The sequence below is a fragment of the Runella sp. SP2 genome (assembly GCF_003711225.1).
Lineage (GTDB): Bacteria > Bacteroidota > Bacteroidia > Cytophagales > Spirosomataceae > Runella.
Window position 1 is genome coordinate 2,196,918 of record NZ_CP031030.1, and the last position, 26,736, is coordinate 2,223,653.

The 26,736-nt window shown below is 41.5% G+C and carries 22 protein-coding genes and 3 tRNA genes; 11 read left to right on the top strand and 14 right to left on the bottom strand.

The window, feature by feature from the left end; genetic code table 11:
- Window positions 1-173 precede the first annotated feature (173 nt).
- Both DTQ70_RS09245 and DTQ70_RS09250 read left to right on the top strand, forming a co-directional pair.
- The gene (locus DTQ70_RS09245) at window positions 174-986 is read left to right on the top strand and encodes a 2,3,4,5-tetrahydropyridine-2,6-dicarboxylate N-succinyltransferase (protein ID WP_122930550.1); all 813 of its coding nucleotides are present in this window, start codon (window positions 174-176) and stop codon (window positions 984-986) included.
- Between the two features lie 456 nt (window positions 987-1,442).
- Window positions 1,443-1,967, top strand: coding sequence for a helix-turn-helix transcriptional regulator (locus tag DTQ70_RS09250; protein ID WP_122930551.1), 525 nt, complete (start codon window positions 1,443-1,445; stop codon window positions 1,965-1,967).
- Between the two features lie 477 nt (window positions 1,968-2,444).
- On the opposite strand, the gene DTQ70_RS09255 is transcribed toward DTQ70_RS09250, so the two are convergent.
- Window positions 2,445-3,077 (bottom strand): hypothetical protein, encoded by a 633-nt coding sequence (locus DTQ70_RS09255; protein WP_122930552.1) that lies wholly within the window; start codon window positions 3,075-3,077, stop codon window positions 2,445-2,447.
- A gap of 291 nt (window positions 3,078-3,368) precedes the next feature.
- Here DTQ70_RS09255 and DTQ70_RS09260 point away from each other — a divergent pair, with 291 nt between their 5' ends.
- Window positions 3,369-3,728, top strand: a complete 360-nt coding sequence (locus DTQ70_RS09260) for a hypothetical protein (protein ID WP_122930553.1) — start codon at window positions 3,369-3,371, stop codon at window positions 3,726-3,728.
- Between the two features lie 76 nt (window positions 3,729-3,804).
- On the opposite strand, the gene DTQ70_RS09265 is transcribed toward DTQ70_RS09260, so the two are convergent.
- From DTQ70_RS09265 to DTQ70_RS09295, 6 genes are all read right to left on the bottom strand, one after another.
- The gene (locus tag DTQ70_RS09265) at window positions 3,805-5,244 is read right to left on the bottom strand and encodes a tetratricopeptide repeat protein (RefSeq protein WP_122930554.1); all 1,440 of its coding nucleotides are present in this window, start codon (window positions 5,242-5,244) and stop codon (window positions 3,805-3,807) included.
- A 70-nt stretch (window positions 5,245-5,314) separates the two neighbouring features.
- Window positions 5,315-7,834 carry a DNA gyrase subunit A gene (gene gyrA, locus DTQ70_RS09270; RefSeq protein WP_122930555.1) on the bottom strand — a complete coding sequence of 840 codons (2,520 nt, stop codon included), beginning with the start codon at window positions 7,832-7,834 and terminating at the stop codon, window positions 5,315-5,317.
- A 772-nt stretch (window positions 7,835-8,606) separates the two neighbouring features.
- Window positions 8,607-8,679, bottom strand: a tRNA-Thr gene (locus DTQ70_RS09280).
- Window positions 8,680-8,728: 49 nt separating this feature from the next.
- Window positions 8,729-8,801, bottom strand: a tRNA-Thr gene (locus DTQ70_RS09285).
- Between the two features lie 60 nt (window positions 8,802-8,861).
- Window positions 8,862-8,934, bottom strand: a tRNA-Thr gene (locus DTQ70_RS09290).
- Window positions 8,935-9,002: 68 nt separating this feature from the next.
- Complete coding sequence (locus tag DTQ70_RS09295) at window positions 9,003-10,859, bottom strand: DUF349 domain-containing protein (protein ID WP_229600101.1); 1,857 nt, start codon at window positions 10,857-10,859, stop codon at window positions 9,003-9,005.
- A gap of 102 nt (window positions 10,860-10,961) precedes the next feature.
- Here DTQ70_RS09295 and pdxH point away from each other — a divergent pair, with 102 nt between their 5' ends.
- Window positions 10,962-11,606, top strand: a complete 645-nt coding sequence (gene pdxH / locus DTQ70_RS09300; protein WP_122930558.1) for a pyridoxamine 5'-phosphate oxidase — start codon at window positions 10,962-10,964, stop codon at window positions 11,604-11,606.
- Window positions 11,607-11,648: 42 nt separating this feature from the next.
- Window positions 11,649-12,659, top strand: a complete 1,011-nt coding sequence (locus tag DTQ70_RS09305; RefSeq protein ID WP_122930559.1) for an NYN domain-containing protein — start codon at window positions 11,649-11,651, stop codon at window positions 12,657-12,659.
- A 51-nt stretch (window positions 12,660-12,710) separates the two neighbouring features.
- On the opposite strand, the gene DTQ70_RS09310 is transcribed toward DTQ70_RS09305, so the two are convergent.
- A complete protein-coding gene (locus DTQ70_RS09310; protein ID WP_122930560.1) occupies window positions 12,711-13,886 on the bottom strand; it encodes an AGE family epimerase/isomerase in 1,176 nt (391 codons plus the stop codon).
- A gap of 95 nt (window positions 13,887-13,981) precedes the next feature.
- Between DTQ70_RS09310 and tilS the strand changes: the two genes are divergently transcribed.
- From tilS to DTQ70_RS09325, 3 genes are all read left to right on the top strand, one after another.
- On the top strand, window positions 13,982-15,316 hold the full coding sequence (gene tilS / locus DTQ70_RS09315) for a tRNA lysidine(34) synthetase TilS (protein ID WP_122930561.1): 1,335 nt from the start codon (window positions 13,982-13,984) through the stop codon (window positions 15,314-15,316).
- Between the two features lie 144 nt (window positions 15,317-15,460).
- A complete protein-coding gene (locus DTQ70_RS09320; protein WP_122930562.1) occupies window positions 15,461-17,785 on the top strand; it encodes an OmpA family protein in 2,325 nt (774 codons plus the stop codon).
- A 223-nt stretch (window positions 17,786-18,008) separates the two neighbouring features.
- On the top strand, window positions 18,009-18,503 hold the full coding sequence (locus DTQ70_RS09325) for a dihydrofolate reductase (protein ID WP_122930563.1): 495 nt from the start codon (window positions 18,009-18,011) through the stop codon (window positions 18,501-18,503).
- Here DTQ70_RS09325 and DTQ70_RS09330 read toward each other — a convergent pair.
- Together DTQ70_RS09330 and DTQ70_RS09335 are read right to left on the bottom strand one after the other, a co-directional pair.
- The gene (locus tag DTQ70_RS09330; RefSeq protein WP_122930564.1) at window positions 18,500-20,161 is read right to left on the bottom strand and encodes a glycosyltransferase family 39 protein; all 1,662 of its coding nucleotides are present in this window, start codon (window positions 20,159-20,161) and stop codon (window positions 18,500-18,502) included. The two genes, DTQ70_RS09325 and DTQ70_RS09330, sit on opposite strands and share 4 nt — an antisense overlap.
- A gap of 106 nt (window positions 20,162-20,267) precedes the next feature.
- Window positions 20,268-21,455, bottom strand: coding sequence for an acyl-CoA dehydrogenase family protein (locus DTQ70_RS09335; RefSeq protein WP_122930565.1), 1,188 nt, complete (start codon window positions 21,453-21,455; stop codon window positions 20,268-20,270).
- Between the two features lie 244 nt (window positions 21,456-21,699).
- On the opposite strand from DTQ70_RS09335, the gene DTQ70_RS09340 reads away from it, so the two are divergent.
- Together DTQ70_RS09340 and DTQ70_RS09345 are read left to right on the top strand one after the other, a co-directional pair.
- Entirely contained in the window at window positions 21,700-22,248 is a 549-nt protein-coding gene (locus DTQ70_RS09340) for a hypothetical protein (RefSeq protein ID WP_122930566.1), read from the top strand.
- Between the two features lie 20 nt (window positions 22,249-22,268).
- Window positions 22,269-22,649, top strand: coding sequence for a co-chaperone GroES family protein (locus tag DTQ70_RS09345; protein WP_122930567.1), 381 nt, complete (start codon window positions 22,269-22,271; stop codon window positions 22,647-22,649).
- A 44-nt stretch (window positions 22,650-22,693) separates the two neighbouring features.
- Here the strand turns inward: DTQ70_RS09345 and DTQ70_RS09350 are convergent, their stop codons facing one another.
- From DTQ70_RS09350 to DTQ70_RS09360, 3 genes are all read right to left on the bottom strand, one after another.
- Window positions 22,694-23,527 (bottom strand): 1-acyl-sn-glycerol-3-phosphate acyltransferase, encoded by an 834-nt coding sequence (locus DTQ70_RS09350; protein ID WP_122930568.1) that lies wholly within the window; start codon window positions 23,525-23,527, stop codon window positions 22,694-22,696.
- 74 nt (window positions 23,528-23,601) lie between these two features.
- Complete coding sequence (locus DTQ70_RS09355; protein WP_122930569.1) at window positions 23,602-24,375, bottom strand: alpha/beta fold hydrolase; 774 nt, start codon at window positions 24,373-24,375, stop codon at window positions 23,602-23,604.
- A 337-nt stretch (window positions 24,376-24,712) separates the two neighbouring features.
- Window positions 24,713-25,270 (bottom strand): YcxB family protein, encoded by a 558-nt coding sequence (locus DTQ70_RS09360; protein ID WP_206019665.1) that lies wholly within the window; start codon window positions 25,268-25,270, stop codon window positions 24,713-24,715.
- A 54-nt stretch (window positions 25,271-25,324) separates the two neighbouring features.
- Here DTQ70_RS09360 and DTQ70_RS09365 point away from each other — a divergent pair, with 54 nt between their 5' ends.
- On the top strand, window positions 25,325-26,218 hold the full coding sequence (locus DTQ70_RS09365) for a phosphodiester glycosidase family protein (RefSeq protein WP_122930570.1): 894 nt from the start codon (window positions 25,325-25,327) through the stop codon (window positions 26,216-26,218).
- On the opposite strand, the gene DTQ70_RS09370 is transcribed toward DTQ70_RS09365, so the two are convergent.
- The gene (locus DTQ70_RS09370; protein ID WP_229600102.1) at window positions 26,195-26,692 is read right to left on the bottom strand and encodes a DUF6265 family protein; all 498 of its coding nucleotides are present in this window, start codon (window positions 26,690-26,692) and stop codon (window positions 26,195-26,197) included. The two genes, DTQ70_RS09365 and DTQ70_RS09370, sit on opposite strands and share 24 nt — an antisense overlap.
- Between the last annotated feature and the right edge of the window lie 44 nt (window positions 26,693-26,736).

The following is a 26,736-nucleotide window of genomic DNA, read 5'->3' on the forward strand; positions in this document are numbered from 1 at the left end:
AAACGCTCAAGAAGAACATAAGAGCACCAATAGACATCTATGAGCAACAAAATAATATAATCCTATAGAAAAGTCCATTTTTGTATATTAAAGAAATAAAAAGTATTATAACCTTAAATAAACCTATATCAGAAGGTTAGATTAATTTAATTGAAGTACAACTTTAATAAGTAATGAAAGAAAAAGTACAAATTGAAGCTGCTTGGGAGAACAGAGAACTCACCAAAGACCCAGAAATCATCAAGGCAGTAGAAACAGTTATCACCGCCTTAAACGATGGTAAAATCAGAGTTGCAGAACCCACAGCAGAAGGATGGCAAGTAAACGACTGGATTAAGAAAGCAATCCTACTTTATTTCCCCATCCGTCAAATGGAGCTAAAAGAAGTTGGTATATTCGAGTACCACGACAAAATGAAACTAAAAACTGGTTACGACGCTTTAGCCGTACGGGTCGTACCACCAGCTGTAGCACGCTTTGGAGCGTATTTAGCAAAGGGGGTTATTCTCATGCCTTCTTATGTTAATATCGGCGCCTACGTTGACGAAGGCACGATGGTCGATACGTGGGCAACTGTTGGTAGTTGTGCCCAAATTGGAAAGCATGTGCACCTTAGTGGTGGTGTAGGAATAGGAGGCGTTTTAGAACCACCCCAAGCTGCACCTGTCATTATAGAAGATGGCGCTTTTATTGGTTCACGATGTATCGTAGTAGAAGGCGCTCACATTGGAAAGCGTGCTGTTCTAGGAGCGGGAGTAACCATTACTGGTAGCTCAAAAATTTTGGATGTGACTGGCGACACTGTCGTAGAATACAAAGGATACGTTCCTGACGATTGCGTGGTTATTCCAGGAAGTTATCCAAAAACCTTTCCAGCGGGCACTTATCACGTCCCATGTGCCTTAATTATAGGTAAAAGAAAGGCCAGTACCGACTTAAAAACATCGCTTAATGAAGCTCTCCGAGAAAATAACGTTGCTGTTTAGGCAGGCGAGGAGAGAGGGCTATTACCAATTATAAAAAAAGAGACACCATAAGTGTCTCTTTTTTTGTGCTATTACCCCATAAAAATTACTGTCGTGTCAGCAAACTCTTCCAATAGTGAGAATTACCTCTGCTATCTTCAGCAATTGTTGATGCAAACATAAATCGAAATTACAATGTTTACAAGTAAATTATGGTAAATTTTTTTCAATTACTCGAAATAGCAATTTTACGGTATTTATACTTGGTATTACTATCAACAAAAATCAACTATCTAGAAATGAATCAGTTACGAAAATTTACTAGTGTTTACAAAGTTGAATTAAACCTATTTTGTAAACACTTTGTAATCGCAAATAAATTAACTTTGGTAAACATTTTATTACTTATGTAAACATTAATTTGTTTATTGTTTACATATTATTACATTTGTGTAAACAATAACAGTTTACAATTCTATGGCAATCTATTCTGATTTTACCGATTCACGGTTTCTTAAAAATAATAAAATACGGGTAATACTTGACGAAAACCATTTGAACGCTTCCCAGTTTGCGGACGCTATCGAAGTGCAACGTTCTACCATTTCACATATCTTAGCCTACCGAAATCGACCAAGTCAGGACATTTTGGAAAAAATAGTGGCTTGGAACCCAAAATACAGCTTCGATTGGTTTAAAACCCAGACCCCTGAAGAAGACAAAATAATAGCCAAACTCATTGAAAATCAAGGATATGGGGGTGCAAAACTACAAGCCCAAACGGCTCCAGAATTGCGTGAAAAAGAGAAGTCGAACAAGATTACAGCTACAGTGGATTCTCGTTCTTCACAAATCAAGCAAGAACCTGTCGCAACTTCGTTTTCCAGTGAAGTTTCAAAACCTCGCAAGGCTGTGCTTATAACCATTGTTTATGACGATGGAAGTTCCCAAGTAATTCCTGTCGATCCTAACTCTAAAATAAATCAATTACTAGGTCAGTAGTTTCAGCTTCTATTTACCCCCTGTTTATCATGCAAGTGCTTTTGCTCTTAACCCTAAAAGTTCAACCAAAAGCGCTTGCGAATCTTGATTTGAAATCAGTTTTATTTAACTTTTTAAAGCCCATTTAACGCTTAAAAATATCAAGATATAAAAGGACTTCCCTTTTATGATTAAATCGATTAGGGGCTATTTATTGATTATTTTGAAAGTTATCAAACCAAATTTATTTGCTAAAGAATGATTTTGGTTTGATCCTCAATGGGGGAACATTAAATTTTTTATTAATAAAAAATATTAATATGCAGACTAAATAGACTTTTTGTTTATGAAACACAACAAAAACATCATAATACACTAATTATCAACGCATTATAAATATTAGTTCCACGTATGTTTCACAAATGTTCCACGTGAATACATAACTACCTCATTATCAATAGCTTATTTTTTTACTTCAAAAGGGTAGAAGAGAGGTGTTTAAGGCCAGGTAACACGCCCTTGAGAACGTAATTGCCGCCCTTGAAGAATTTTGAAGAGATGCGGGTATTTAAAGTTCAATTTATAAAAACCTTGCGAATCAAGTTTGATGTGCTCGGGTAATAATCCAAAAGTATCAGCTGGGAGCAAAACCTCCATTCGTGCAATCGGAACGTTATGCCCATCAATGGTTGAGCAAATGGTATAAAGGCACTCAATGTCATCGTAGCTAAACCGACCTACGTAAGCCAGTAACTGCGCGCAGAAAGATTCTGCGTCATTGATGGATACTAAATTGATGGAGAGCGTCGCATTCATAAAATACGTTCCTGTTCCTTTATAAATCCCGTTCAAAGACCGTACAATCACTTTACCGTCGGAGCCAATACTTACCAAATCTTTGATAATTAATTTGCGTTCTTCATCTAAGTAATACCGTTCGTACTTTCCGTGAAGATGTCGGATGCTCTGGTTTTGCTCAACGGGAAAATGTTCTTGGGCCTTTTCAAAAGCGCTCGCTGAATCGCTGTTAAAAAAGTAATCCTGAATATCAGTTGGCATCGGCATTTGTTGACGACGTTTTTTGACATTCTTGACCGTTTTTTTCAAGGCAGGAATCATTCCTTTATTCATAGGATGAGCGCAATTAGGTTCTAGGATATTAGAGACGCTGAAATCACAAATCATACCAAATATAAGTTTTTACACCATTATCTCTATTCTATTGTACCCATATATTGTTATTTTATCCTATAATTACTTTAATAAAGAGACAAATAAATGTATTATAATTTACATTATGTTAAATAAAACATTTACAATTCTAACCTCTTCCTTAAATACAGTGTATTTACAACCTTTTTATACAAAAACACGTCTTTCTCTTACTTTGTATAAACTAATTTTGAACCATTACATATCCCCATGAAAACCATCATAATCACCTTATTTTTAGGCATTTTGATAACGGCTTGTCAGTCTGATGTAAATCCTAACCGTGTTTTGACAAAAGCAAAACTTGTCAATGCGCTTGCAGTCGATGGCTGTGGCTGGCACTTTGAAGTCAATTTGACCGATGAAATCGGCCTCTATGTCGCCAACGATGCTTCAAATAAGAAAGTAAACGCCTTAATCTCGCAAGCAAAAGATCAATATGGCATTTACGTTTTAGAAGTCGAAATGAGCTTTGAACTCACTGGGAAGAAGAAAAAAGTTACGTGCGGCTGGGGTAAAACTCCCGAATTTGACGAGATTAATATCCAAGAAATCAAGGTTTTACGTTAGCCCCCTCCCCTCTCACGCACAAAAAAAGCAGCATCTGTACGATGCTGCTTTTTTATTTTGTTGAAGTATGTTTTGATTATTTAGCTTCCTCGCAAACAATTTTTTTCTCTTCAAATTGCTTCATAATAGTATCCAACTGCTTCATAATCTCAACTACTTGCTCTTCTTCTTTGATGGCTTTTGCCTTCACGAAGTAGGGTTGTGCTTGCTTAAATTTACCACACACTTTGGCTTCTACTTCTTTACCTTTCGTGTTGTAGTCTTTCATATCCATCGCATCTACCACGGCTTTCATTTCAACCGCTTCGTTAAAATAAAATACGCCCAAGTTATAAAGTGCGTCATAATTGTTGCCATCAATGCTCAATGCTTTGTCGTAGGCTTCTTTAGCTGCCGCACGTGATACATTTTGCTTGGCTGTCAAATCCGCTAGTTTTGCATTTACATCACCCAAGGCCGCTGCCTCTTCTTTTGCTTTTGCTAACTCTGCTTTAGCTGCTTCCCACTCGGCTTTGTTTTCCTTTTGCTTGGTTTCAGCTTCAGTTTTTTGACGCTTTAAATCAGCATTTTTTGGTTGCTTTGCGATTAAACCAGCAATACGCTTAATTTCATCCGCAAAAACCTTATCAGTATCCTCTGCATCTTTGATTTTACGTTCTACACCAGTTGTCTTTTTAGCGCTATCTTTCAATTTACGAATTTCAGCGGCAATGACTGCTCCTTCATTATCATTGATGATACCCAAGTTCAGGGGATACTGGGCATTTTTAGGGTCAAGCTCAATCAATTCTTTCAAACCAGCCTTGGCTTCCGTCATTTTGTTCATATCCAAGTACACATTTACTTGCTCTGACTTAAAAGCAGCTTTACTTGCTGGAAGCGCTGTCATTCCTTTTTCAAGGATTTTGAGTGCCTTATCGTTTTGCTTTTCTACCCGATATAGCTGTGCCAATAACGAATAGTTGCTCGGATCTTTACCACCTTTTTCGATATAGCTTTCCATCATTGTAGCTGCCACATCATTTTTTTGGCTTTGCATGGCACTGTAAGCTCCGTACAATGGCGCCAAGGTATCTTTTGGATTAACTTCTTGGGCTACCGTAAAAAATTTAATCGCACCTGCATAATTCTTCACCTGAAACTTCTCAGCACCTTGTTTAACAAGCGCTTGTCCCAAGTTCACACCAGAGTCATCAGTACCGCCTGTTAAAAATTTTTGGGCTTCTTTGGTAACTTTTCCTGGCTTTGCCGCATCGACCTCTACTGCTTTTTTGAAAGAATCATAGGCTACCATCGCAGCACTTGAGTCCATTTCTGTGTATAAGCGAGCGATTTCATCATAGAGTTTACCGCGATCTAACCAGGTTGAAGATTTTGCAGCCGCCTTTGGATCTGCAATTGCTTTATCACTTTTCTCTTTGTCTTTTTTCTTTTGCTCTAACAAAAGTTTGTCCACCTGAGCCGAGGCAGAAACGGTAAACAATCCGAAAGCAGACATTAAAAACAGCTTCTTCATTTTTGGATTCGTTGTGTTAAGTGTTAAGTTGAAAATTTGTGCAAAAAACGGATACTCGTTAGGTTTATTGTTATTCAGTTGTTTCGGTTGATTCAGGAGTTTCAGTGGTGTTGTCCGTTGTCAATCCTTCTTCTTCCTCTAATTCTTCTTTTTCAATCCGAGTAACCGACGAAATTTCGTCACTGTCGCTGAGTTTGATAAGACGCACCCCTTGGGTATTACGACCTGCCACCCGAATTTCTTGAACCGACATCCGAATCGCAATTCCAGAACGGTTAATAATCATCAAATCATCGGTTTCGCTCACTTCTTTGATAGCCACAAGGTTACCTACTTTATCCGTGATGTTGAGGGTTGTTACCCCTTTTGCTCCACGGTTGGTAACCCGATAATCTTCGATAGGCGAACGTTTTCCGTACCCATTTTCAGAAACCACCAAAAGCTGCTTATCTGTGCCGCTCACGCAAAGCATACCAATTGCCTTATTGTTTCCTTCTTCTCCCAATTCTATACCTTTTACTCCAGCTGCAGTACGGCCCATCGGGCGAACGCGGCTTTCGTGGAATCGAACCGCCTTGCCTTCTTTTGAAGCAATGACAATTTCGTTATCTCCATTCGTTAGGGCAACATCCAACAGGCGATCGCCTTCGTTGATTGAGATGGCAATAATTCCATTAACCCGTGGACGTGAATATGCTTCCAAAAGGGTTTTCTTAATGGTACCCGATTCGGTACACATAATCAAGTAATTGTTATTGATGTAATCTGCATCGCTAAGGGTGCGCACGTTGATTACAGCCCGTACTTTATCACCTGATTCTATGTTGATAAGATTTTGAATGGGTCGGCCTTTTGATACTTTTGAACCTTCGGGGATTTCATACACTTTTAGCCAATACAAGCGACCAAACTCAGTAAAAATCAAAAGGTAATTCAACATGGTTGCCGAAAACAAGTGTTCGGTGAAGTCATCGTCTTTGGTAGTAACTCCACGTGACCCCACTCCTCCCCTGCCTTGGGTACGGTACTCGCTCAATGGCGTACGCTTAACGTAACCTTGGTGCGAAATAGTAATCAACATTTCTTCATCCGCAATCATGTCCTCATCGGCAAACTCTTCGGCGGCGTACTCAATTTTTGAGCGTCTTTCGTCGCCATAACGTGCCCGAAGCTCAGCAAGCTCCTCCTTGATAACTAGAAACTTACGAGGTTCATTCGCCAAAATATCCTGTAAATCAGCAATTACCTTCATCAACTCATCGTACTCAAGAACGATTTTATCACGCTCCATACCCGTTAGACGTTGGAGGCGCATATCCAAAATAGCTCTCGCTTGAGCTTCGCTTAAGCTGAATTGTTCAATCAAGCCATTACGGGCTGTTTCTGGGTCACGGGCACTACGGATAAGGCTGATGACTGCATCTAAATTGTCAAGGGCAATCAATAGCCCTTGTAAAATATGTGCCCGTTTCTCTGCCTCTTTGAGTTCAAATTGCGTACGACGTGTCACGACCTCTAAACGGTGTTCAACGTAGTATTTGATAAGGTCTTTGAGGTTGAGCAGTGCAGGACGTCCTTTTACAAGCGCAACGTTATTGATACTGAAGGAAGACTGTAACGGGGTGTATTTATACAAGTGATTTAGAACAATATTTGGGATACTGTCTTTTTTCAACTCGAATACAATGCGAACACCTTCACGGTCAGATTCATCGCGAATGGCTGAAATTCCCTCTAATTTTTTTTCATTGACCAAATCAGCGATACGTTTAATCATATCCGCTTTATTGACCATGTATGGAATTTCAGTCACTACGATTTGCTCGCGTCCCGTTTTGGTTTGTTCAAAAGTTGCCACTGCACGCATCACTACGCGCCCACGCCCTGTTTCGTAAGCAGAACGAACCCCCTGGTATCCGTAAATAATCGCACCTGTTGGGAAATCTGGAGCTTTGACGTACTGAATTAATTCAGAAACAGTAATGTCGTTGTTATCAATGTAGGCGATAGTACCATCAAGAACCTCGGTGAGGTTGTGAGGTGCCATGTTTGTGGCCATACCTACCGCAATCCCTGATGAACCATTAAGGAGCAAGTTGGGAAGTTTGGCAGGAAGAACACTTGGCTCTTCGTCCGAATCGTCGTAGTTTGGTTGAAAATTGACGGTATCTTTGTTGATATCCACCAGCATTTCTTCTGCAATGCGCTTGAGACGTGACTCGGTATAACGCATCGCTGCGGGCGAATCTCCATCTAACGAACCAAAGTTTCCTTGACCATCAATCAATGGATAGCGTAACGACCAAGGTTGTGCCATACGAACCATGGTATCGTAAATGGAAGAATCCCCGTGTGGGTGATACTTCGCCATTACGTCCCCGACCGTACGTGCCGATTTTTTGTAGGGGCGATTGTGCAGGAAGCCCGATTCAAACATAGCATAAAGCACCCGTCGGTGGACGGGCTTGAGTCCGTCGCGGGCATCGGGAAGGGCACGCGAAATAATTACCGACATTGAATAGTCAATGTAGGCCGTCCGCATCTCCTCCTCGATGTTAATAGGGATAATGTTGCTGGTGTTTTCTGACATAAATTAAATTTAAATGCTTATATGTACAAAAATACACCAAATACTTTAGATAGGCAAAATTAGCGACGTTTACCCCGTTTTTCGGAGGCTTGGCTACGCTTTTCCGCTTTTGTCCGAGGTACACCAAACAGGTGAGGTTTGGGCAATGTACCTCTACCCCGCACCACGCGCTTTCCATGACTGTGATTGTATTTTACTTTACATCCTTTTATAGGGCACTGACGGTACCAACACCCCTCGAATGTGAGTGCTACAGCAAGCATTAAGATGACTAAAGCGGTACGTTTCATGGAATCTTGTTAATCAAGAAGACCAAGATAATGAGGAGACGAACAAAAACCAAAAAGTAAACTTCTGTTGCCCTATCAGCTGAGCTGTGGAGGCATTTATTTCATCAAATTGATTTTAAAACAAAAAAAGGCTACGAATTTCGTAGCCTTTGCGAGCCCCCAGCCGGGATCAAATCGCAGGGGCGACCCCGCAGCGACCTACTGATTACAAGCGGCAGGCGTTCCTGGCAGTTGCCCTATCAGCTGAGCTGTGGAGGCATTTATTTCATCAAATTGATTTTAGAACAAAAAAAGGCTACGAATTTCGTAGCCTTTGCGAGCCCCCAGCCAGGATCAAATCGCAGGGGCGACCCCGCAGCGACCTATTGATTACAAGCGGCAGGCGTTCCTGGCAGTTGCCCTATCAGCTGAGCTATCGAGGCAATTATTTTATCAAATTGATTTTAAAACAAAAAAAGGCTACGAAATTCGTAGCCTTTGCGAGCCCCCAGCCGGGATCAAACCAGCGACCTACTGATTACAAGTCAGTTGCTCTATCAGCTGAGCTATGGAGGCGTTGTACTATTAAATTGGAGGAAGATAGTCTCTTTGAAAATCTTCTTAGAGCCCCCAGCCGGGATCAAACCAGCGACCTACTGATTACAAGTCAGTTGCTCTATCAGCTGAGCTATGGAGGCGTTTTGCTATTAACGTTTGGTGTTACCCAAGAGAGATTATCTCGTTGAAAATCTCTTTAGAGCCCCCAGCCGGGATCAAACCAGCGACCTACTGATTACAAGTCAGTTGCTCTATCAGCTGAGCTATGGAGGCGTTCCATTTTTTTCGTGGTGCAAAAGTAGCGTTTTTAATAATACAACGCTACTTTTTTCTAAAAAATTTTAGAGTGCTTCACGAACAATTTTTAATTGTTGCTTTAAATCAGCGAGTTGCTTTTGGGCAACAATAATTTTTTTCTCAAATTCTGCACGAACTTTTTCACCGTTTTTAGAGCGGCCGAAAAATTCAATGTTATTTTGCCAAATAGTCAAATCGTTTTCAATTTGAGTCATACGGCGGCGAATATCAGATTCTTTGCGCTGAAGGCTGCGTGAGTCTCCCTCATTAGAAGTTGAGGCATCATTATCAATCATCACTTGATCACGCTCTTTTGATGAAAGTTTGCCGATAGCACTCACGTACGAATTAACAGCGTCAATGTAGCGTTTGTTAATTGACTGCATGTCTTTCTTAGGTACAAATCCGATGCTTGACCATTCTGACTTGAATGCGTTCAATTCTTTCAAATTAGCACCTTCGATTTTGGCACCTGCTTCAATCTTTTCGCACAATGCCTGTTTCAAGCTCAAGTTATCAGTAAACTCGCGCTCAATCTCCGAGTTTTTAGCACGCTTACGGTCAAAATACGCGTCACAAGCTTTCTTGAAGCGTTCAAAGATTGAATCTTTGAATTTCTCAGGAACTTGCCCTACTTGCTTCCATTGTTTTTGTAATGCAATTACTTTATCCGTATTTGCCGACGAATCTTCTGAAGTCTCTAAAATAGCCTCAACCGCTTCGCACAACTCGGTTTTTAATTTTAAGTTTTGCTCGCGCTTGGCTTCTAACTGACGGAAAAATTCGCCTTTGTTGTGGAAAAAAGTTTTGAGTGTTGCCCAGAATTTCTTACTCAACTCACGTCCTTCCTCACGAAGCATTTGCCCTTTGGTATTCACCCACTGTTCTTGCAAGGCTACCACCTCTTTGGTTTTTTCATTCCATTCGTTGATACTGCTTGACGTGAATGAAGTGTAAGGAACCAGTGTTTCGTATATTTTCGATTTTACTTCATAATTTTGGGCAAGCACGTGTTTCTGAGCATCCGCTTGGGCGCGACGGGCGTCGTGAATGGTATCTAGGGCTAACTTTAAACGTTGCCATAGTACTTCTTGCTCTGCTTTTGGCCCTGGACCAATGTGCTTGTATTCGTCAAAGTGTGCATTAGCCTCTTCCAAGATAGCTTTTGATAAAGTCGTGTTTTCGAGCGACTTCGCTAACGATTCTACTTTTTCTACGAGCTCGGTTTTTTGCTGCAGATTTTTCTTACGATCTAGCTCTTTTAACTCATAGTAAATGTTACGATTACTGTAGTACCGATCGATTAACGCGTGGAAAGTTGCCCAAAGCGTGCTGTTATGCGGTGAGGCAATGTTTCCAGCCGCTTTCCATTCGTCTTGGATTTTTTTGAACTCTTGCCAACTTGACCCAGGATTCGTTGTATTGCTCTCGTCGTTTTCTACCAATTCGCGCAAACGTTGGAGCAACTGAGTTTTTGAGGCAAAGTTTTTATCCTTTGATTTTTCGAGGTCTTGGAAGTAATGATTTTTTACGTCCTTAATTTGGCGATACAGTGCATCAAATTGCAACGTCAGTTCGTCAGGTTTGAAGTCGAAGCCATCTTCAGATTCGTTTTCAGCCAAATATTTTTTTAAGGCTTCCTCTCGCTCTGTTTTTTTACTTTGGTCAAAATGGACCTTGGCTTCTTTCAATACCTCATCGGTACGTTTAAAATCAGCAGGTTTTGCATTTTCGCCTTTGGCCAATGCAAGCTGACTTTCCAACAAACTAACAAAGTCTTTTCTGCTTAGTTGACCATAATCAACTACCTGTTCATCAGCCACTTCTAACGCTTCCATGGCCTCTACACTCGCTTGAGTGAGTTGTTCGCTTTCGCTAAGTTCTGCTCCGTCGTTAATCATCGTAAATTTGGTCGTAATCGCTTAGATTTGCAAAAATAATAATTATAGCCGTTTTTCGGTGTTTTAAAGCCTGTTTTTCATTTATAGTTATTTTTCTTCCAAATGGATAATTCAACAATTGCACATCTTCGTAAAGATTATACGCTAAACGGGTTGCGTAAAGAAGATGTTTTAAAAAATCCAATTAATCAGTTTGAGCGTTGGTTTGCCGAAGCATTGGCTTCTCAAGTCCTTGAGCCAAACGGAATGGTGTTAAGTACCATTGGTCGGGATGGGTATCCCCAAGGACGTGTTGTCTTATTAAAAGATGTGGACACACGCGGTTTTAGTTTTTATACCAACTATCTTAGCCACAAAGGCGACGATTTGGCACAGCACCCTGTCGCTTCTCTTACATTTTGGTGGCCCGAATTAGAACGTCAAGTTCGGATTGTTGGAAAGGTTGAAAAAGTAGAAGCGTCGGAGTCGGATGCGTATTTTGCCATTCGTCCCCGTGGGAGTCAAATTGGTGCTTGGGTGTCGGCACAAAGCCAAACAATCGCCGACCGTAAGGTGTTAGAAGAAAAATGGGCGGAGTTAGAAGCTCAATTTGCCGACCAAACCGTTGTTCGTCCACCACATTGGGGTGGGTACCGTGTGCTTCCTCATCAAATTGAATTTTGGCAAGGACGCCCTAGTCGTCTTCACGACCGTTTATGCTATACTTATGAATCAAACGAATGGAAACTAGAAAGACTTTCTCCTTAGCAAAAAAATGTATCAATTATACCTATTTAATCACTAAAAAGTATGCCTTACAAAACCCCTAAAGACCTCACTAGAATTGGAGTCTTTTATGACGGAAATTATTTTTTACACGTAAGTAATTATTATAACTACACGCACGAACGCCGCAGTCGTATTAGTATTAATGGCTTACACGATTTTATTCGACAAAAAGTAGCGGATTTAGAAGGAAGTACTCCAAGACTCTGCCAGATTGTTGATGCCCACTATTTTAGAGGTCGTTTGACGGCAGGGGAAGCCAGCCAACGTGGCGATTTACTCTATTATGAGCGGGTTTTTGACGATATTCTTATGTCTGAAGGGGTTACGACCCATTACTTACCCGTAAGAAGTGTACTTGGCAAAAAATACGAAAAAGGAATTGATGTTTGGTTGGCACTCGAAGCCTTTGAAATGGCTTTTTACAAACGTTTTGATATTCTAGTGCTTATTGCTGCTGATGGCGATTATGTTCCTTTAGTACGTAAATTAAATACGCTTGGTACACGTGTTTTGGTATTGGGTTGGGATTTTGAATATACCGATGAAGAAGGTAATCGCTTTTTTACGCGTACCTCACAAGACCTCCTCTCGGAAGTTACCTACCCGATTGCTATGCACGACATTATCAATGGCCGCAACGAAGCCCTTACCAATCAGCTGTTTGTGCCTAGAAACAAAATCAAGTTTTTCCCTAAACAAGAAGAAAATTCAGCCGTTGATGGCGAGCAGGGAAATGAACACGATGGCGCTTCCGATGAAGGAGTCAAAGAATCTTCTGATGCACTAGAATTTGACCCTGAGCAACGTCAAGAGAGTACCATCTTGTCACTAAAAGATGGTTTTGGGTTTATCAAATACCCTCCTAACAATGTATTTTTTCATTATACGAGTCTTCGTGAATTTGATTTTAATGACCTCACCGTCGGCGACCGCGTACAGTTTACCCTTGAAGAAAAAGAAGGTGGACGCGCTGTGGGTTATGACGTTTTTGTCTTAGAGGCATTCAAACATCTTCATCCTTTGAGTAGCTAAAGTTACTTGTCAAGCGCCCGAAACTTTTACATTTCGGGCGCTTGTTTTAGGCTATTTTTCGCTCAACCTTCTTACCATTTCATAACAAGCCCGACTGTTATGATAGGGACATTTCCAGAAATTTATTTTGTCTCCTTTGATTGATGTCAATTCAGGCGTCACCGACCCATACCATTCTCCACGCTGGCTATCAATAAAGTGTTTTTTAATAAAGGTCCAGCTTTTTTCTGCTTTCTCTTTAAAATGAGTTTCTTTTGTTAACTGGTAGGCATTATAAAAACCCACCATTTGTTCTGCCAATACCCACCAGCTGCGTTCTTGATTGAGGTGATTGGTTGCAGGGTCAAATTCGTAATGCAAAGCCCCATCCTCTCCCAGTCCAGTACAGGCTGCCGTGGCCGCTTTGATACATTCTTGTTTTACCAATTCCGTGCGAGATGGGTCATGCAATACTTCAGCGGTTTCCCACAGTAACCATGAGGCTTCAATGTCGTGGCCGTATGAAATCGTTTGCGCTTGGGGTGACCACCGTTGGTCAAAAAAAAGCCGTAATCGGTGAGTGTCAGCATCAATGAGCTTTTCGAGAAACATATCGAGCAAGTGTCCGACACGTTGTTTTAATACTACATCGGGCCAAACGCGATACAAGTTGGTAAATGCTTCGATGAGGTGCAAATGGGTATTTTGAGATTTATTCCAAGGCATCTTGCTGAGAATTAAATCATCAACAGCTTCCCATTTTGTGCCAAATGATTCAAAATACCCACCAAATTCTGCATCATACCCATGCTTGTCAACAACCTGAAAAAGCTCTTTGGCAAAATCTAGCGCTGGTTGAAATTTTGACGCAGCATAATACTCGCTGAGGCCATAAATGGCAAACGCTTGGGCATAAAGTTGTTTGCGGGTATCGAGGGGAGCCCCCGTAGCTGTAACAGACCAATAGACACCGCCGTTTTGCACATCCCGAAAATGATTGTAAAGGTAATGATACGCCCTGTCAGCCAAAACTAAATACTTTCGATGGTGAAAATAACGGTACGCAGACGAAAACGTCCACAAAATACGGCTAGTAAGAATGACTGAGCGAGCAGCGTCCAGCACAGGTTGGTTGTCATAATTGACCCTGCCATGAAACCCACCACGTTCGTAATCGGGGGCGTATTTTTCCCAATAGGCAAGAATTCGTTTCCATTCGGTCAATGCTTCACGGGCCAGTGGTTCCATTTGTATCAAGCAATAAAAATTGAGCGTTTAGGTACAAAGAAGATTCATAGCCAAATCTCATTTACCTTTGTTCCGTCATTCTAATCATTTGTTGTATGCAGCAAGCCTTTGAACAATTTATTCAAGACAAAGCACTTTTTACCTGCGAAAATCGGCTGTTATTGACAGTAAGCGGTGGCATAGACTCCGTCGTACTTGCCCAGCTTTGTCACGATGTTGGTTATTCATTCGCCATTGCTCATTGCAATTTTCAGTTACGCGGAGAAGAATCCGAGCAAGACGAACAATTTGTTAAAAACCTTGCTCAAACCTATCAAGTACCTTTTTATAATACACGCTTTCAAACCAAAAAATACGCCGATGACAACGGAATTTCAACCCAAATGGCCGCTCGTGACTTGCGTTATGGTTGGTTTGAAAAAATTAGAGCCCAACATCAATATGACTTTATTCTAACCGCGCACCACCAAGACGATGTCCTAGAAACAATTTTAGTCAACCTTACCCGTGGGACAGGTTTGGCGGGGCTTCATGGTATTCTTCCCAAAAATGGAGTCATCGTCCGACCTTTGTTGTTTGCCACTAGAAAAGAAATCAACGCTTTTTTAACTGAGAGACAACTTACCTGGCGCGAAGACAGCTCCAATCCTTCAATCGATTATGTGCGAAATCGGCTACGGCATGATGTAATTCCAGTTCTTCGTGACATTAATCCACAAGTAGCTACGGCGGTTTTTCAGATGGCCGAACGAATCCAAGAAGTAGAAAAAATTGTTTCACAAAGTATCGACGCTACCACTCGCCTGTTTGTTTCAACAAAAAACGACGCCGTGTGGCTGAAAAAAGCGATTCTTGAAAATGTAAGTAGCCCGACGGAATACTTGAATTATCATTTAACAGAATATGGCTTTTCTTACACCCAGGCTGTCCTCATTTGGCAACAAAGAAACCAGTCAGTCGGAAAACAATTTTTATCTGCTTCGCATCTATTGGTCAATGATCGCCTCCATTGGCTCATCACCCCACTGCCTACTACTGCCCCCTCTCCTATTTTGCTTACCGCTGATTCGGGTGAAATGGCGTTTCAGGAAGGAAAACTACAGTGGCATAAATTGAACTCGCTCAATACAATTTCCGCGGTTTCTGCCCAAAGCGCTTACCTTGACTTTGACAAACTAGCTTTCCCTTTACGGCTCAGACCTTGGAGAAACGGCGATTGGTTTTGTCCATCGGGAATGATGGGAAAACGAAAGAAAGTGAGTGATTTTTTGATAGATTCTAAAATTCCCCGCAGCCTAAAATCAAAGGTATGGGTACTGGAATCTGCCAATGACATTGTGTGGCTGGTGGGCCATCGCGTCGATGAGCGGTACAAAGCACAAGAAAACAGTTCAATAATTTGCGTACTTCATTTTAACACAACTACCTAACAAACAAATATTTACAAATACTATTTAAAAATATTTTTTTATTTTTTTGTAACTTAGCCCCTACACGCGCTTCTTTTGGCACAGTATTTGGAGTACCCTTTGCAAAATCCTGTTTTCCTGCTACTGTAACACTAATAACACACAATGAAAACCGTAGTTAAAATGGCGTTGGGATTTGCTCTAACCCTGCTAACGCTCAATTTATTCGCCCAAAGTGCCCGACTACGCTCGGCCAACAGAGCATTCGACGACTACAGTTATGCCGACGCGGTGCGTGGGTATGAAGAGTTTATTCGAAACGACAAAAAAGCTGATCCCGTCGAGCGAAAAGAAGCGCTCGAAAAATTAGCTTACAGTTATCGACGTCTTCAAGACACCCGAAATGCGGAACGTATTTATGCGGAATTGGTAGAAAAATTCCCCGACGCTGACAGCCGCAATTATCTCTACTACGCACAAGCCCTCGCCAGCAACAGCAAATACCGCGAGTCACAGCGTATGTACAGCAAATACGCGGAGGCACAATCGGCCGACTTACGAGGACGCAAGTTTACGGTCACTTACATGGACATGAATCGTTTTTACAAAGATTCGGCCATGTACCGGGTAGAATACCTCCCCGTAAACTCACGTCAGGCTGATTTTAGCCCCATGTATTACAAAGGTGGTTTGGTATTTGTTTCTGCCCGTGCCGAATCGGGTGTTATCAAACGCGTTTTCAACTGGAACCAAACTCCTTTCTTGGATTTGTATTTTGCACCCGACACTTCTGCCCTCAAGGGTGTTCGCGAGGTATATCGCAATTCAACGGCCTCGTTGAGTGGTGCTGCCAAAGATGGTAATTCTGGTACGCTCTCAGAAGCGGCTTCGACAAGTGAGGATTTACCTTTGCCAACAACAAAAGCGGAGAAATTTAGCCGTACGCTCAATACAAAATACCACGAAGGTCCCGCTTCTTTTTTCAAAGATTATACAAAAGTGGTATTTACGCGCAACAACTATAACAGCGGTAAAGCAAAGAAAAGTAGCGATGGCGTAAATAAATTGAAACTTTACATCGCTGACCAAAAGAACAAAGATTGGGGAAATGTAAAAGAATTGCCTTTCAACAACAACGACTTCTCATGCGGTCACCCAGCGCTTTCTCCTGACGACACCAAGTTGTATTTTGTTTCTGACATGCCAGGTGGCTACGGTGGTACCGATATTTACGTGGTAGAATACAACGGAGGTCAGTGGAGTACACCTGTCAACCTTGGAAAAGAAGTGAACACCGAAGGCAACGAAATGTTTCCGTTCATCGATAGCGGTGGTAATCTTTATTTTGCCTCTGATGGCCACGAAGGCTTGGGTGGACTTGATATTTTTTATGCCGAATTGAAAGACGGAATTGCCTACAAAGGTGTTCAAAACTTAGGTGCTCCTATCAATTCTGAAAAAGACGACTTTGGTCTTATTACCGACAAAGACCGTGGCACAGGCTACTTTAGTTCAAACCGTGCCAAAGGTGTTTCGGATGACAACCTTTACAGTTTCCGTCGCACTTGCCGCCCGCTCGACATCCTAGTGTATGATGCCAAAACGGGAGCTCCCATTGAAGGCGCTGACGTCCGTATCGTAAAAAATGGCTCGAACCAAGACATTCAACAAACGGGAATTGATGGCTCAACTAAAATCTGCTTAGAAGCCCAAACAGATTATGACTTCAAAGCCATTAAGGAAGGATACGCCACCAACAATGTGTTGTTTTCAACCATGACGCAGTCGTCAAAACCGCAGATGAGCGTTTCGATTTATCTTAACAAAAGTGAGAATACAATCCTTCGTGGTACGGTAAAACGCGAGGTAAATCAGTCACCGCAAGAAGGGGTAAAAGTGACACTCCGTGATGAGAAAACAGGCAAAGAAAAAACAGTAGTAACGGGGCCAGATGGGGGTTACGAATTTGAGGTTGACCCTAACCGTAACTACGCCCTTCGCGCTGAAGGTGATGAGTTGGCGACCAACGAACAGCCGATTAATAAAAACAAGAAAAACAAACGTAAAGTAGTAGAAAGTGATTTGAGTATGTACGGAACGGGCGACGTTTTTACGCTTGATAACATCTACTACGACCTCGACAAATTCTTCATCCGACCAGAAGCTGCCCGCGAACTTGACAAGGTAGTTGCACTGATGAAAAAGTACCCAACAATGATGATTGAATTGCGTTCGTTTACCGATAGCCGCGCAAGTGACACCTACAATTTACGCTTGTCTGAACGCCGTGCCAGAGCTGCTTTTGATTACTTAGTTCGCAAAGGAATTACTCCTTCACGTTTGGAAGCGCGCGGCTATGGAGAATCTGAACTTGTCAATGATTGTAGCAACGGAGTCGATTGTGCTGAGTCTGATCACCGCCTCAACCGCCGTACCGAATTTAAGATTCTGTCAGTGAAAGGAACGGGCGAAGAAGCCATTGGCAAATAGCCGCTCGATAGAGACACAAAGATAAAAAAGTGTTAGTTTAGTACAGGAAGCAAGCGGCGGGGCAACAATTTGCCTCGCCGTTTTGTTTATATATAGCAAACAAACGTCATTTATTTTATTATCAGCTTATTACATTACTTGATTTTACATATATTCTATTTTTTAACACTGTTAGTTTTTATATTTTTTTGAGTTTTACCAAACGATTTTAACCACATTTTCAATGCGAATTTCACTCATTGTAGCCATGTCCGAAAACCGCGCTATCGGATTAAAAGGCCGACTTCCTTGGCCCCATTTACCCAATGACTGGGCTAATTTTTTTAAGGTTACGGAAGGTTGTCGAATGATTATGGGCCGAAAAAGTTATGATACACCCGACCGACTTTGGTCAAAAGCTGGAAATTTTGTCATTACTCGCCAAGCAGATTTCCCCCTTGATGAAGGCTTTGAAAGGGCTAGCAGTTTGGAAGAAGCATTAGAGTATTGTAAAGAAGATAATGAAGTTTTTGTCATTGGCGGAGAAGAGATTTTTCGTCAAGCACTCCCAATCGCCGACTGCATCCACCTCACTTTAGTACACGGCGTTTTTGAAGGAGATGCGTTTTTTCCTGCGTTCAATGAAGCCAATTTTTATATAAAAAGTCGGCAAGAATTTCCTGCCGACTCGTCACATTTGTATTCGTATGAATTTTTAGTTTACGAACGAAAGCATTAAGATTTTACCCTAATTAAATACCTCGGGCGAGTCTCCGTAGAGCGCATCGCTGGGTTTAAAAAAGGTAAAGTTAAACCCGTCACGTGAAAATTTTGGTACCTGTTTACTATTTCAAAAACCCTACCAGAAGCCTTAATCGACGTGTATCCTTGCTCATCTGTATAGACGAGTTTAGGCTGTTTTGAGGTCTCAGTTTTAAGGGCAGATTCCGTACGAATCACGGGAGTAATTCGGCTCGTGTAGTAGTCCAGCGCACTGTGAAAAATGTTATATTCTCCCTCGGGTGCTAAGTCGTAAATGACAAAGTTGGGGAGTTCGGCTTTGTGTATTTTTGCCACTTCCTGCCCAACGACCGAGCCTGTTTGATAACGTAAAAGAGATGGATAAAAATGACCATTCATCACCAAGTTGGCGGCGATGGCAGTGAGTAGTGGCGCAAAAACGAGCTGCGAAAATGCGGGGCGTTTTTTATTATACAGCTGAACAATCAGTACTGCCAACAGCCCAAAAACGATTATCAAAAAAATATTTTCGAGCGGGAAAGCCCAGGTTGACAAAATCAAAATGGCCAACCCCATGACGCAAGTTGTTACAATCAACCCAATTTTTACCCAGCGAAATGCGCCAATGGAAGGGTGTTCAATAAGTTTGCTCAAGTACCGCGACGTGATGACGGCACCCAACGGAAATACCACAAATGTATAATGTGGCAGTTGGTACTGTGCGGTGGAAAGCGCCATAAAAGGCAACACAAAACCACCCAAAGAAATGGCTTCTTGTGAGGCGTCTAGGCGGAATTTATTGCGGATAATTTCTCGAATAAAATCAACCAGTCCTGGAATAAAAGCCAACACCCAAGGCAAAAAGCTCCAAAGGAAATTGTGCGATTGAAAAAATAACCCTGGGCTATTGTTCCATTCATTCTCGCCCGTAATCCGCCCAAAGCTTTGTTCCCAAAAGAAAAAATACAAGCCGTGTGAGCCATATTGACGTTGTAATCCTATGCAATACGGCACCAAAACTATGCCGATGATTACGATTCCGATAAGCCAACGAGGGTCAAAAATGTTTTTCCATTGACGTTTTAGCGCAAAATCAACAAAAAAACCAGCCCCAACAACAATGACACTGATGGGGCCTTTGGCCAACATTCCTAGTCCGACAAACACAAACGCTCCTATAAAATGAGACCATTTTCGGTGTTTCAGGTATTCTGCCAATTGCCAAATCGCTACTGTGACGCAGTTCGTCAACAAAGTATCGCAACGAACGTCGTGGTTCATCAAAAAAAACGCCTGACAACTCCCCATGACCAAGGCAGCAATGTAGGCCGTTTGCTCTGAGTAATATAGTTTGGCAAAGCGGTAAATGGCATAAATTCCCAACAAGGTGGACAGAATAGGCACCAAACGATACGCAAAATTGGTCGCCCCAAAGATTTTGAGAATCATCGCTGTCACCCAGAAAAGCAACGGTGGTTTATCAAGGTAATAGTCTTTTTCTCGAAATTGTACTTCTAAAAATTCGTTATTATCGGCCATTTCGCGACCAATGGAGGCATATTGGGCGGCATCAATATCCATAATATCAACACCAAATGCTCCTACTAAATACACCACCAGCAACGCCGCAAATGGCAATAAACGATTGTAATTCATAATTTAGATTTGTGGGTTATTTTTGAACCATATAAGACATATAAGAGATTATAAGTGCTTGTAGTTAAAACTTATATTTATATGTCTTATATAGTTTTTAAAACTATCACTTAAACGCCTGTATTCCAGTTATTTCATTCCCTAAAATCAACAAATGAATATCATGTGTACCTTCGTAGGTAATGACCGACTCCAAGTTCATCATGTGGCGCATCATCGGAAAATCACCCGTAATGCCCATTCCGCCAAGCATTTGCCGAGACTCCCGTGCGATATTTAAAGCCATTTCAACATTGTTACGTTTGGCCATCGAAATTTGGGCTGTCGTTGCTTTGCCTTGATTTTTTAACGTTCCCAAACGCCAGGCCACCAATTGCGCTTTGGTGATTTCGGTGAGCATTTCGGCCAATTTTTTCTGCTGTAATTGAAATCCACCGATGGGCTTCCCAAACTGCACCCGCTCAAGTGCGTAGCGACGGGCCGTTTCGTAGCAATCCATGGCTGCTCCAATTGCCCCCCACGCAATCCCATAACGGGCATTGTCCAAACAACCCAACGGCCCGCGCAGCCCATCGACGTTTGGCAAAATATTTTCTTTCGGAACTTTTACATTGTCAAACACCAATTCGCCAGTTGCACTCGCCCTTAATGACCATTTATTATGAATTTCGGGCGTGGTAAAACCTTCCATGCCGCGTTCTACAATCAACCCTTGAATACGTCCTTGATCATTTTTGGCCCAAACCACCGCAATATCCGCGACGGGAGAATTGGTAATCCACATTTTTGAGCCGTTCAAAATGACGTGGTCGCCTGCCTCCGTAATACGGGTTAACATTCCGCCAGGATTAGAACCATGGTTGGGTTCGGTCAAACCAAAACAGCCAATCATTTCACCCGAGGCTAATTTGGGCAAATATTTTGTTCGCTGTTCTTCTGAGCCATAGGCATAAATGGGCCACATTACCAACGAACTTTGTACCGAAACTGTCGAACGCATACCCGAATCGCAACGTTCAATTTCTTGGGTAATCAATCCATACGAAATATAGTCTAAACCACCACCGCCGTATTCAACAGGAATGGTTGGGCCAAACGCGCCAATTTCTGCAAAATTCTTAATCAAATGAGCGGGGAAAGCTCCTTTTTGAGCATACTCTTCAATGATAGGCTGTACATCGCGCGCCATCATTTGGCGAACCGCATCACGGACAAGAATATGTTCTTCGGTCAATAAATCATCAATTTGATAAAAATCTGTGTAGCTTGTCGATGTTGAGGAAGTAGTACTCATGATTTTTGGACAGGTGTTTAGCGTGACAAAATTAAGTTGCTTTGTTAATGAAGAATTGGCATCAAAAATACCACAAAATCAACCCAAAACCACAATGCGTTAAGGATAATCAAACAACAAACGTCATTTATAGGTATTGGGTTTGTAAGTTTTGGCGGAATTTTTCTACATTCCTTAAACCCAAATTCTAAAATACGCGTTAATAAATTGTAAATTTGATACACACTTGACACCTTGATTGCGTATGGAAACCTTACTGCTTATCTTACTTTTTATCCCGTATTTGGTGTTGCGGTACCACCTCACCGATCACGATACACCCAGTGAAAAGGATAAGAAGCGGTTTTCAGAAGGAATCGAACTCTATCAGCGTCAAGAGTATAGCAAGGCATTTGAGTTTTTTAACGAAGCATTAAAGACCCACCGAAAATCAGCCATTGCTTATGCCTACCGTGGCAAGTGTAATTTAAAGGAAGACAATTTGTATTCGGCCTTGTATGATTTTTCAGAGGCCATTAGTTTTGACAACACCCTACCTGATGTTCACCTTGATCGAGGTATAACACAGTTTAGACTGGGAGAATTTGAAAATGCTTTTTTATCATTTGACAAAGCCGTATGGTTTTCAAGGGGAGAAGAACCCGAGTCTTTAAGATGGAGAGCCCTAGCCAGACTCAAATTACACCAACATTCACAAGCAGAAAAAGACCTCCAAAAAGCAGTTAAACTTGGCGATGAAGATGCCGCATTTGTGCTTAGCAAACCACCTTTTCGGCGAACCATTGAAATTTAATAACTTTTAAAAATCGACCTATGCTCGAAATTACCTCCGATAACAAATTAAAACGTCTCATTGTAGTAGGCGACCGCGTGTTGATTCGCCCTAAAAATCCAGTCGATCAGACTCCGACAGGGTTGTATTTACCCCCAACCGTTACCGAAAAAGAACAAGTTCAAAGTGGTTATGTAATCAAAGTAGGGCCTGGCTATCCAATCCCAACGCCCACCGATGATGAGCCTTGGAAAGAAACTGAAGAAAAAGTAAAATACATGCCGCTTCAAGCCCAAGAAGGTGACGTTGCTATTTATCTTCAGAGAAATGCGATTGATGTAGTTTTTAACAATGAAAAATACGTCATTGTCCCGCAGGCATCTATTTTGATGCTCGAACGCATCGAAGATTTGTTTACTTAAAAATCGCTATCGCCTACTTTTCAATGTTTTTGGGAAGTAGGCAGTTACCCTTCCCCTTCTCCCTGCATCCATTTCATTTTATCGTAGGGAATTTCTTGCTCAATTTCCTTTCGAATTCGCTCAACAATTTCCTCTACCGACATTGATTTATCAAACTCAATCGGCGCCTTAAAACGAACAGTCAAAGTCGTGTTTCGTTTTTTAAAACGTAACCCTTTCTTATCAAACGCGCGACGGAAACCATTGATAACCACTGGAATAACAATCGGGTTGTTTTCTAAAATCAAATGTGCAGTTCCTTTTCGGATGGGCGCATACGGGCTGGTTGTCCCCTGCGGGAAACTCACCACCCAACCGTGCCCCAATGCTTGATACACCTTATCTCCCGCTTTTGAATCACGTTCTCTTTTTACGTTTTTCCCCTCTGCTCTCCACGAACGCTCCACTGTCAGCGCTCCACCTAAACCAAACAGTTTGGGAACTATACCCGCTTTCATGGTTTCACTTGCAGCCACGTAGTAACTTCTAGCACGAGGTGCCAACAAATACAAAGGGGGAACAATGGTACTTTTAAAACCCCACTTTACGCTCGAAAAAATATGGTAAAATGAAATGACATCCGCGAAATAGGTCTGGTGGTTCGACAAAAAAAGGACATTATTATCGGGAAGGTTTTCCAGGTGCTCAATGCCTTCAATCACCGTTTTATTGACGACCGTAAATCGCCAATAGGTAAACCAGCCAATTCCTGAAATCAGTAATCGTTTAATAAACAACGAATTACCGAAAGGGTCTTTTTCGAGAAACCCCAAAAAATCGAGCCACGAAAGCCATTTAGGCAAAAAACTATACCGAGAAATTGGTCGTTCGGAAGCCATATCGGATAAAAGTAAAATGTCGCCAACAGCTGTTACCCCATTGACGACTTTGTATTGTGCTAAATTAGTAAAAATTAGGCTAACTCAGCCACGGGATTTTCCACTAAGAATTGATCCAGCAATTCGTTAAAACGTTCTGGATGTTCCATCATAGGGGCATGGCAACATTTATCGATGAAGTATAATTCCGATTTTGAAATGAGTCGATTAAACTCGTGCGCTACGTGCGGCGGCGTGATGGTATCATTCAGTCCCCAAACGAGCAAGGTAGGCACCTGAATTTTGTGTAAATCTTTGGCCACATTATTTCGCTGTGCCGATTTGGCAATGCCGACAATGCTCATACACTTTGGAATGCTTGATGTCGTTTCAAACACTTCATCAATCAATTCTTTCGTTGCTACCTTAGGGTCATAGAAAGTATAAGCCACACGCTCCGAAATGTATTCATAACTTCCCCGCTTAGGATACGACCCTCCCATGCCATTCTCAAACAACCCCGAACTACCAGTCAAAACCAACCGCTTTACTTGGTCTTGGTGACTAAGTGTGTATAGGATAGCAATATGACCACCAAGTGAATTTCCAATCAGTGTCATATCTGTCAATTTTTGAGACGCTACAAATCCTTCAGTAAAAGATACCAATGCTTCCAAACCAGCTTCGCGTGGGCTCATTTCATAAATGGGGAGCATCGGAATAATAATGCGGTAGTTTTTGCTAAAATGAGTGATTACCCCATCCCAGTTACTCAATGCGCCAAAAAGACCGTGCAACAGCAATAGCACATCTCCCTGGCCTTCATCAATGTAGCGATAACCGTCGGATTCTTTAATCAAGTAGCTCATAATCAAAGGATAAGATTCGTTTTTATGGGATAAATCAAAGGAAAAATAAAAAAATTTAGGTGACTATTGGATGTCTATAACGCAAATATAGAATATTTCTTTTCAATGTTTTTATACTATTTTCAGAAACAAGGAATAGTACCACACTTTCTACCCGAAAGTCAAAATGTCCAACTGTTTGTAAATAAAGCCTTTACTACTATTTATCTTACGGTATGCAAACATAACAAAATTGCATTTTTTTGATTCACCTTTTGCATTTTTATTTTTCATTTTTTTAAACAAAAAAAGTGACTGGATTTCCTCAGTCACTTTTTTTGTTGGATGTCAACAACCTTTATTTAGTTTCTGTCAACAAATTCTTTTGTTTCAAAATACGCTCAAATAATTTTAAGTCGTGTTCAGAATTAAAGGCTGACGTTGGAAAATGCAAAAACTGTCCGCGAGACATGACCAAGATATAGGCTTCTTTGTCTTTATACGCGCTCTGAATTTGGTCCCATTGCATCACTCCACCTTCTTTGGTGTTAATTTTTACCAAAATTTGGCGACTATCAATTTCATAGAAATACTTTTCAAACAATTGTTTATATTGTTCTAACTGAGTAACCCCTGTAAATTGAACCCACCAAAAACCTACGTAAAGTGCCGCCCCAAGAACAATAACGATGTATGCCCAAATGTTGGGATACACACCCGTGATTCCCAAAATGGCATTCACTAACAAAAGACCCAACGGAAGGAGTACCCACATCTTTTGTTGTTCCCACGTTTGGCGCAATGCGATACGTACATACTCTTTTTTGTCCAGTGCAAACTTTTTCGTCTTCACCGACAATGGTGAAGTAGGCATTTGATAAATTGGCTGGTGCTTATTAACCGGAACTTTTGCCATATTTGAAGAATAATTCGATTGATATTTTAAAGACTCGCAAAATTAGAAAATAAAATGAAACGGCTAACTTTTTTGCTCTGCCTAAATGTACTGTTTGCTTCGGCGCAAACCACAAAAGATTCACTAGCACTTGCCAATGTTCCTTGGAAAACAGAATCCCTTGCCAAAGGTATCATTTGGAAATACGCTCATTTTCAGCAAAAAGAGTTGTTTGATGCCAACCAAAGTATCAATATTGTCGAAGTTTCTCGAAAGTCTCGGAAGTTTGTTTGGGAGATTATTACTGCGGATTCGTTGAACAAACGAGATAAAAAAAGAGGACAATTGCGCAAAACAAGCCAACTTGCCCAAGAAAATGACGCTTTTGTCGCCATCAACGGTGGATTTTTTGATGTTAAAAACGGCGGTTCGGTCGATTTTGTCAAAATAAATGGGCAAACACCTGATACAACCCGCGCCTTAAAAGGGTCTAAAGCTGCTTTTCATGGTCAGGCTGGAATCGCCGTTGACAAAAAAAATTTTCAAATTTTACGGGGTGAACCCTTGGTGGGTTGGGAATATCTTCTACCTTATAATAATATAATGCTGTCGGGTCCCTTGTTGCGTTGGGAAAACAAAGACGAAGTTTTACCAAAAAATGCTTTCAACGACAACCGCCACCCTCGTTCGTGTGTGTGTACCACCAAGTCGGGCAAAACACTCCTGATTACCGTCGATGGTCGGTCAGCCGAATCCTATGGCATGAATTTGTCAGAACTTACTTTTTTAGCCCGCCAGCTTGGTTGTTCATCCGCCCTCAATCTCGACGGTGGTGGTTCAACCACTTTGTGGCTCAAAGAAAAAGGGGTAGTGAACTACCCCAGCGATAACAAAAAATTTGACCATGAAGGGGAGCGTTCCGTGAGCAACGCCCTTATTTTGAAATTATTGACGCGCAAAAACAAATAAGTCAGCAAAAACCCATTTGCCACCTTCTTGTTTTCCTCGCTGAATAACCAGCTGATTAGGCGTTCTTAGTTCATAAATAATCCGAACAGCTCCATCCGACTTTTCAAACAATGCTTGGTTCTTTTTAGCCTCGATAAAACGGTAGCGATCAGAAATCTCTTTTTCTTCTATTGCTACCAAACCTGGTTTAAAATGTTTTACCAAAACGATAGGCCCTTGTTCTGTTTGCTCAAAAACCAACATTTCGTACATGGTTACTTTGTTGTCTTTCATCATCCGCATGAAGCCCGTTAGGTTGTCGCCCGCAGGTGCTGCCCAAAATGCTTCAATTGGGCCTCCGTTAAACGTCCCCAGCCAATGACCTTTCATAAAGGCAACATCCGACAAAGCGCCAGATTGCGCCTGAGCACCAAAACTCAAAAGTCCCAAAAATAAAACGTACAAAACGGTTCGCAAAGAAGTAAAAAATCGCATAAAATGTTATTTAGAATGTATGTGTATTGCCCTTATAAGGCGGC

What these genes read in the sequence shown, in the direction of transcription:
- DTQ70_RS09330 (WP_122930564.1), bottom strand. Translation starts at nt 20,161, where the DNA reads ATGAATTACAATCGTTTATTGCCATTTGCGGCGTTGCTGGTGGTGTAT.
- DTQ70_RS09265 (WP_122930554.1), bottom strand. Translation starts at nt 5,244, where the DNA reads ATGAAGAAGCTGTTTTTAATGTCTGCTTTCGGATTGTTTACCGTTTCT.
- DTQ70_RS09370 (WP_229600102.1), bottom strand. Translation starts at nt 26,692, where the DNA reads ATGCGATTTTTTACTTCTTTGCGAACCGTTTTGTACGTTTTATTTTTG.
- DTQ70_RS09260 (WP_122930553.1), top strand. Translation starts at nt 3,369, where the DNA reads ATGAAAACCATCATAATCACCTTATTTTTAGGCATTTTGATAACGGCT.
- DTQ70_RS09335 (WP_122930565.1), bottom strand. Translation starts at nt 21,455, where the DNA reads ATGAGTACTACTTCCTCAACATCGACAAGCTACACAGATTTTTATCAA.
- DTQ70_RS09310 (WP_122930560.1), bottom strand. Translation starts at nt 13,886, where the DNA reads ATGGAACCACTGGCCCGTGAAGCATTGACCGAATGGAAACGAATTCTT.
- DTQ70_RS09365 (WP_122930570.1), top strand. Translation starts at nt 25,325, where the DNA reads ATGAAACGGCTAACTTTTTTGCTCTGCCTAAATGTACTGTTTGCTTCG.
- gyrA (WP_122930555.1), bottom strand. Translation starts at nt 7,834, where the DNA reads ATGTCAGAAAACACCAGCAACATTATCCCTATTAACATCGAGGAGGAG.
- DTQ70_RS09345 (WP_122930567.1), top strand. Translation starts at nt 22,269, where the DNA reads ATGCTCGAAATTACCTCCGATAACAAATTAAAACGTCTCATTGTAGTA.
- pdxH (WP_122930558.1), top strand. Translation starts at nt 10,962, where the DNA reads ATGGATAATTCAACAATTGCACATCTTCGTAAAGATTATACGCTAAAC.
- DTQ70_RS09295 (WP_229600101.1), bottom strand. Translation starts at nt 10,859, where the DNA reads ATGATTAACGACGGAGCAGAACTTAGCGAAAGCGAACAACTCACTCAA.
- DTQ70_RS09320 (WP_122930562.1), top strand. Translation starts at nt 15,461, where the DNA reads ATGAAAACCGTAGTTAAAATGGCGTTGGGATTTGCTCTAACCCTGCTA.
- tilS (WP_122930561.1), top strand. Translation starts at nt 13,982, where the DNA reads ATGCAGCAAGCCTTTGAACAATTTATTCAAGACAAAGCACTTTTTACC.
- DTQ70_RS09245 (WP_122930550.1), top strand. Translation starts at nt 174, where the DNA reads ATGAAAGAAAAAGTACAAATTGAAGCTGCTTGGGAGAACAGAGAACTC.
- DTQ70_RS09255 (WP_122930552.1), bottom strand. Translation starts at nt 3,077, where the DNA reads ATGAATAAAGGAATGATTCCTGCCTTGAAAAAAACGGTCAAGAATGTC.
- DTQ70_RS09325 (WP_122930563.1), top strand. Translation starts at nt 18,009, where the DNA reads ATGCGAATTTCACTCATTGTAGCCATGTCCGAAAACCGCGCTATCGGA.
- DTQ70_RS09360 (WP_206019665.1), bottom strand. Translation starts at nt 25,270, where the DNA reads ATGGCAAAAGTTCCGGTTAATAAGCACCAGCCAATTTATCAAATGCCT.
- DTQ70_RS09355 (WP_122930569.1), bottom strand. Translation starts at nt 24,375, where the DNA reads ATGAGCTACTTGATTAAAGAATCCGACGGTTATCGCTACATTGATGAA.
- DTQ70_RS09350 (WP_122930568.1), bottom strand. Translation starts at nt 23,527, where the DNA reads ATGGCTTCCGAACGACCAATTTCTCGGTATAGTTTTTTGCCTAAATGG.
- DTQ70_RS09250 (WP_122930551.1), top strand. Translation starts at nt 1,443, where the DNA reads ATGGCAATCTATTCTGATTTTACCGATTCACGGTTTCTTAAAAATAAT.
- DTQ70_RS09305 (WP_122930559.1), top strand. Translation starts at nt 11,649, where the DNA reads ATGCCTTACAAAACCCCTAAAGACCTCACTAGAATTGGAGTCTTTTAT.
- DTQ70_RS09340 (WP_122930566.1), top strand. Translation starts at nt 21,700, where the DNA reads ATGGAAACCTTACTGCTTATCTTACTTTTTATCCCGTATTTGGTGTTG.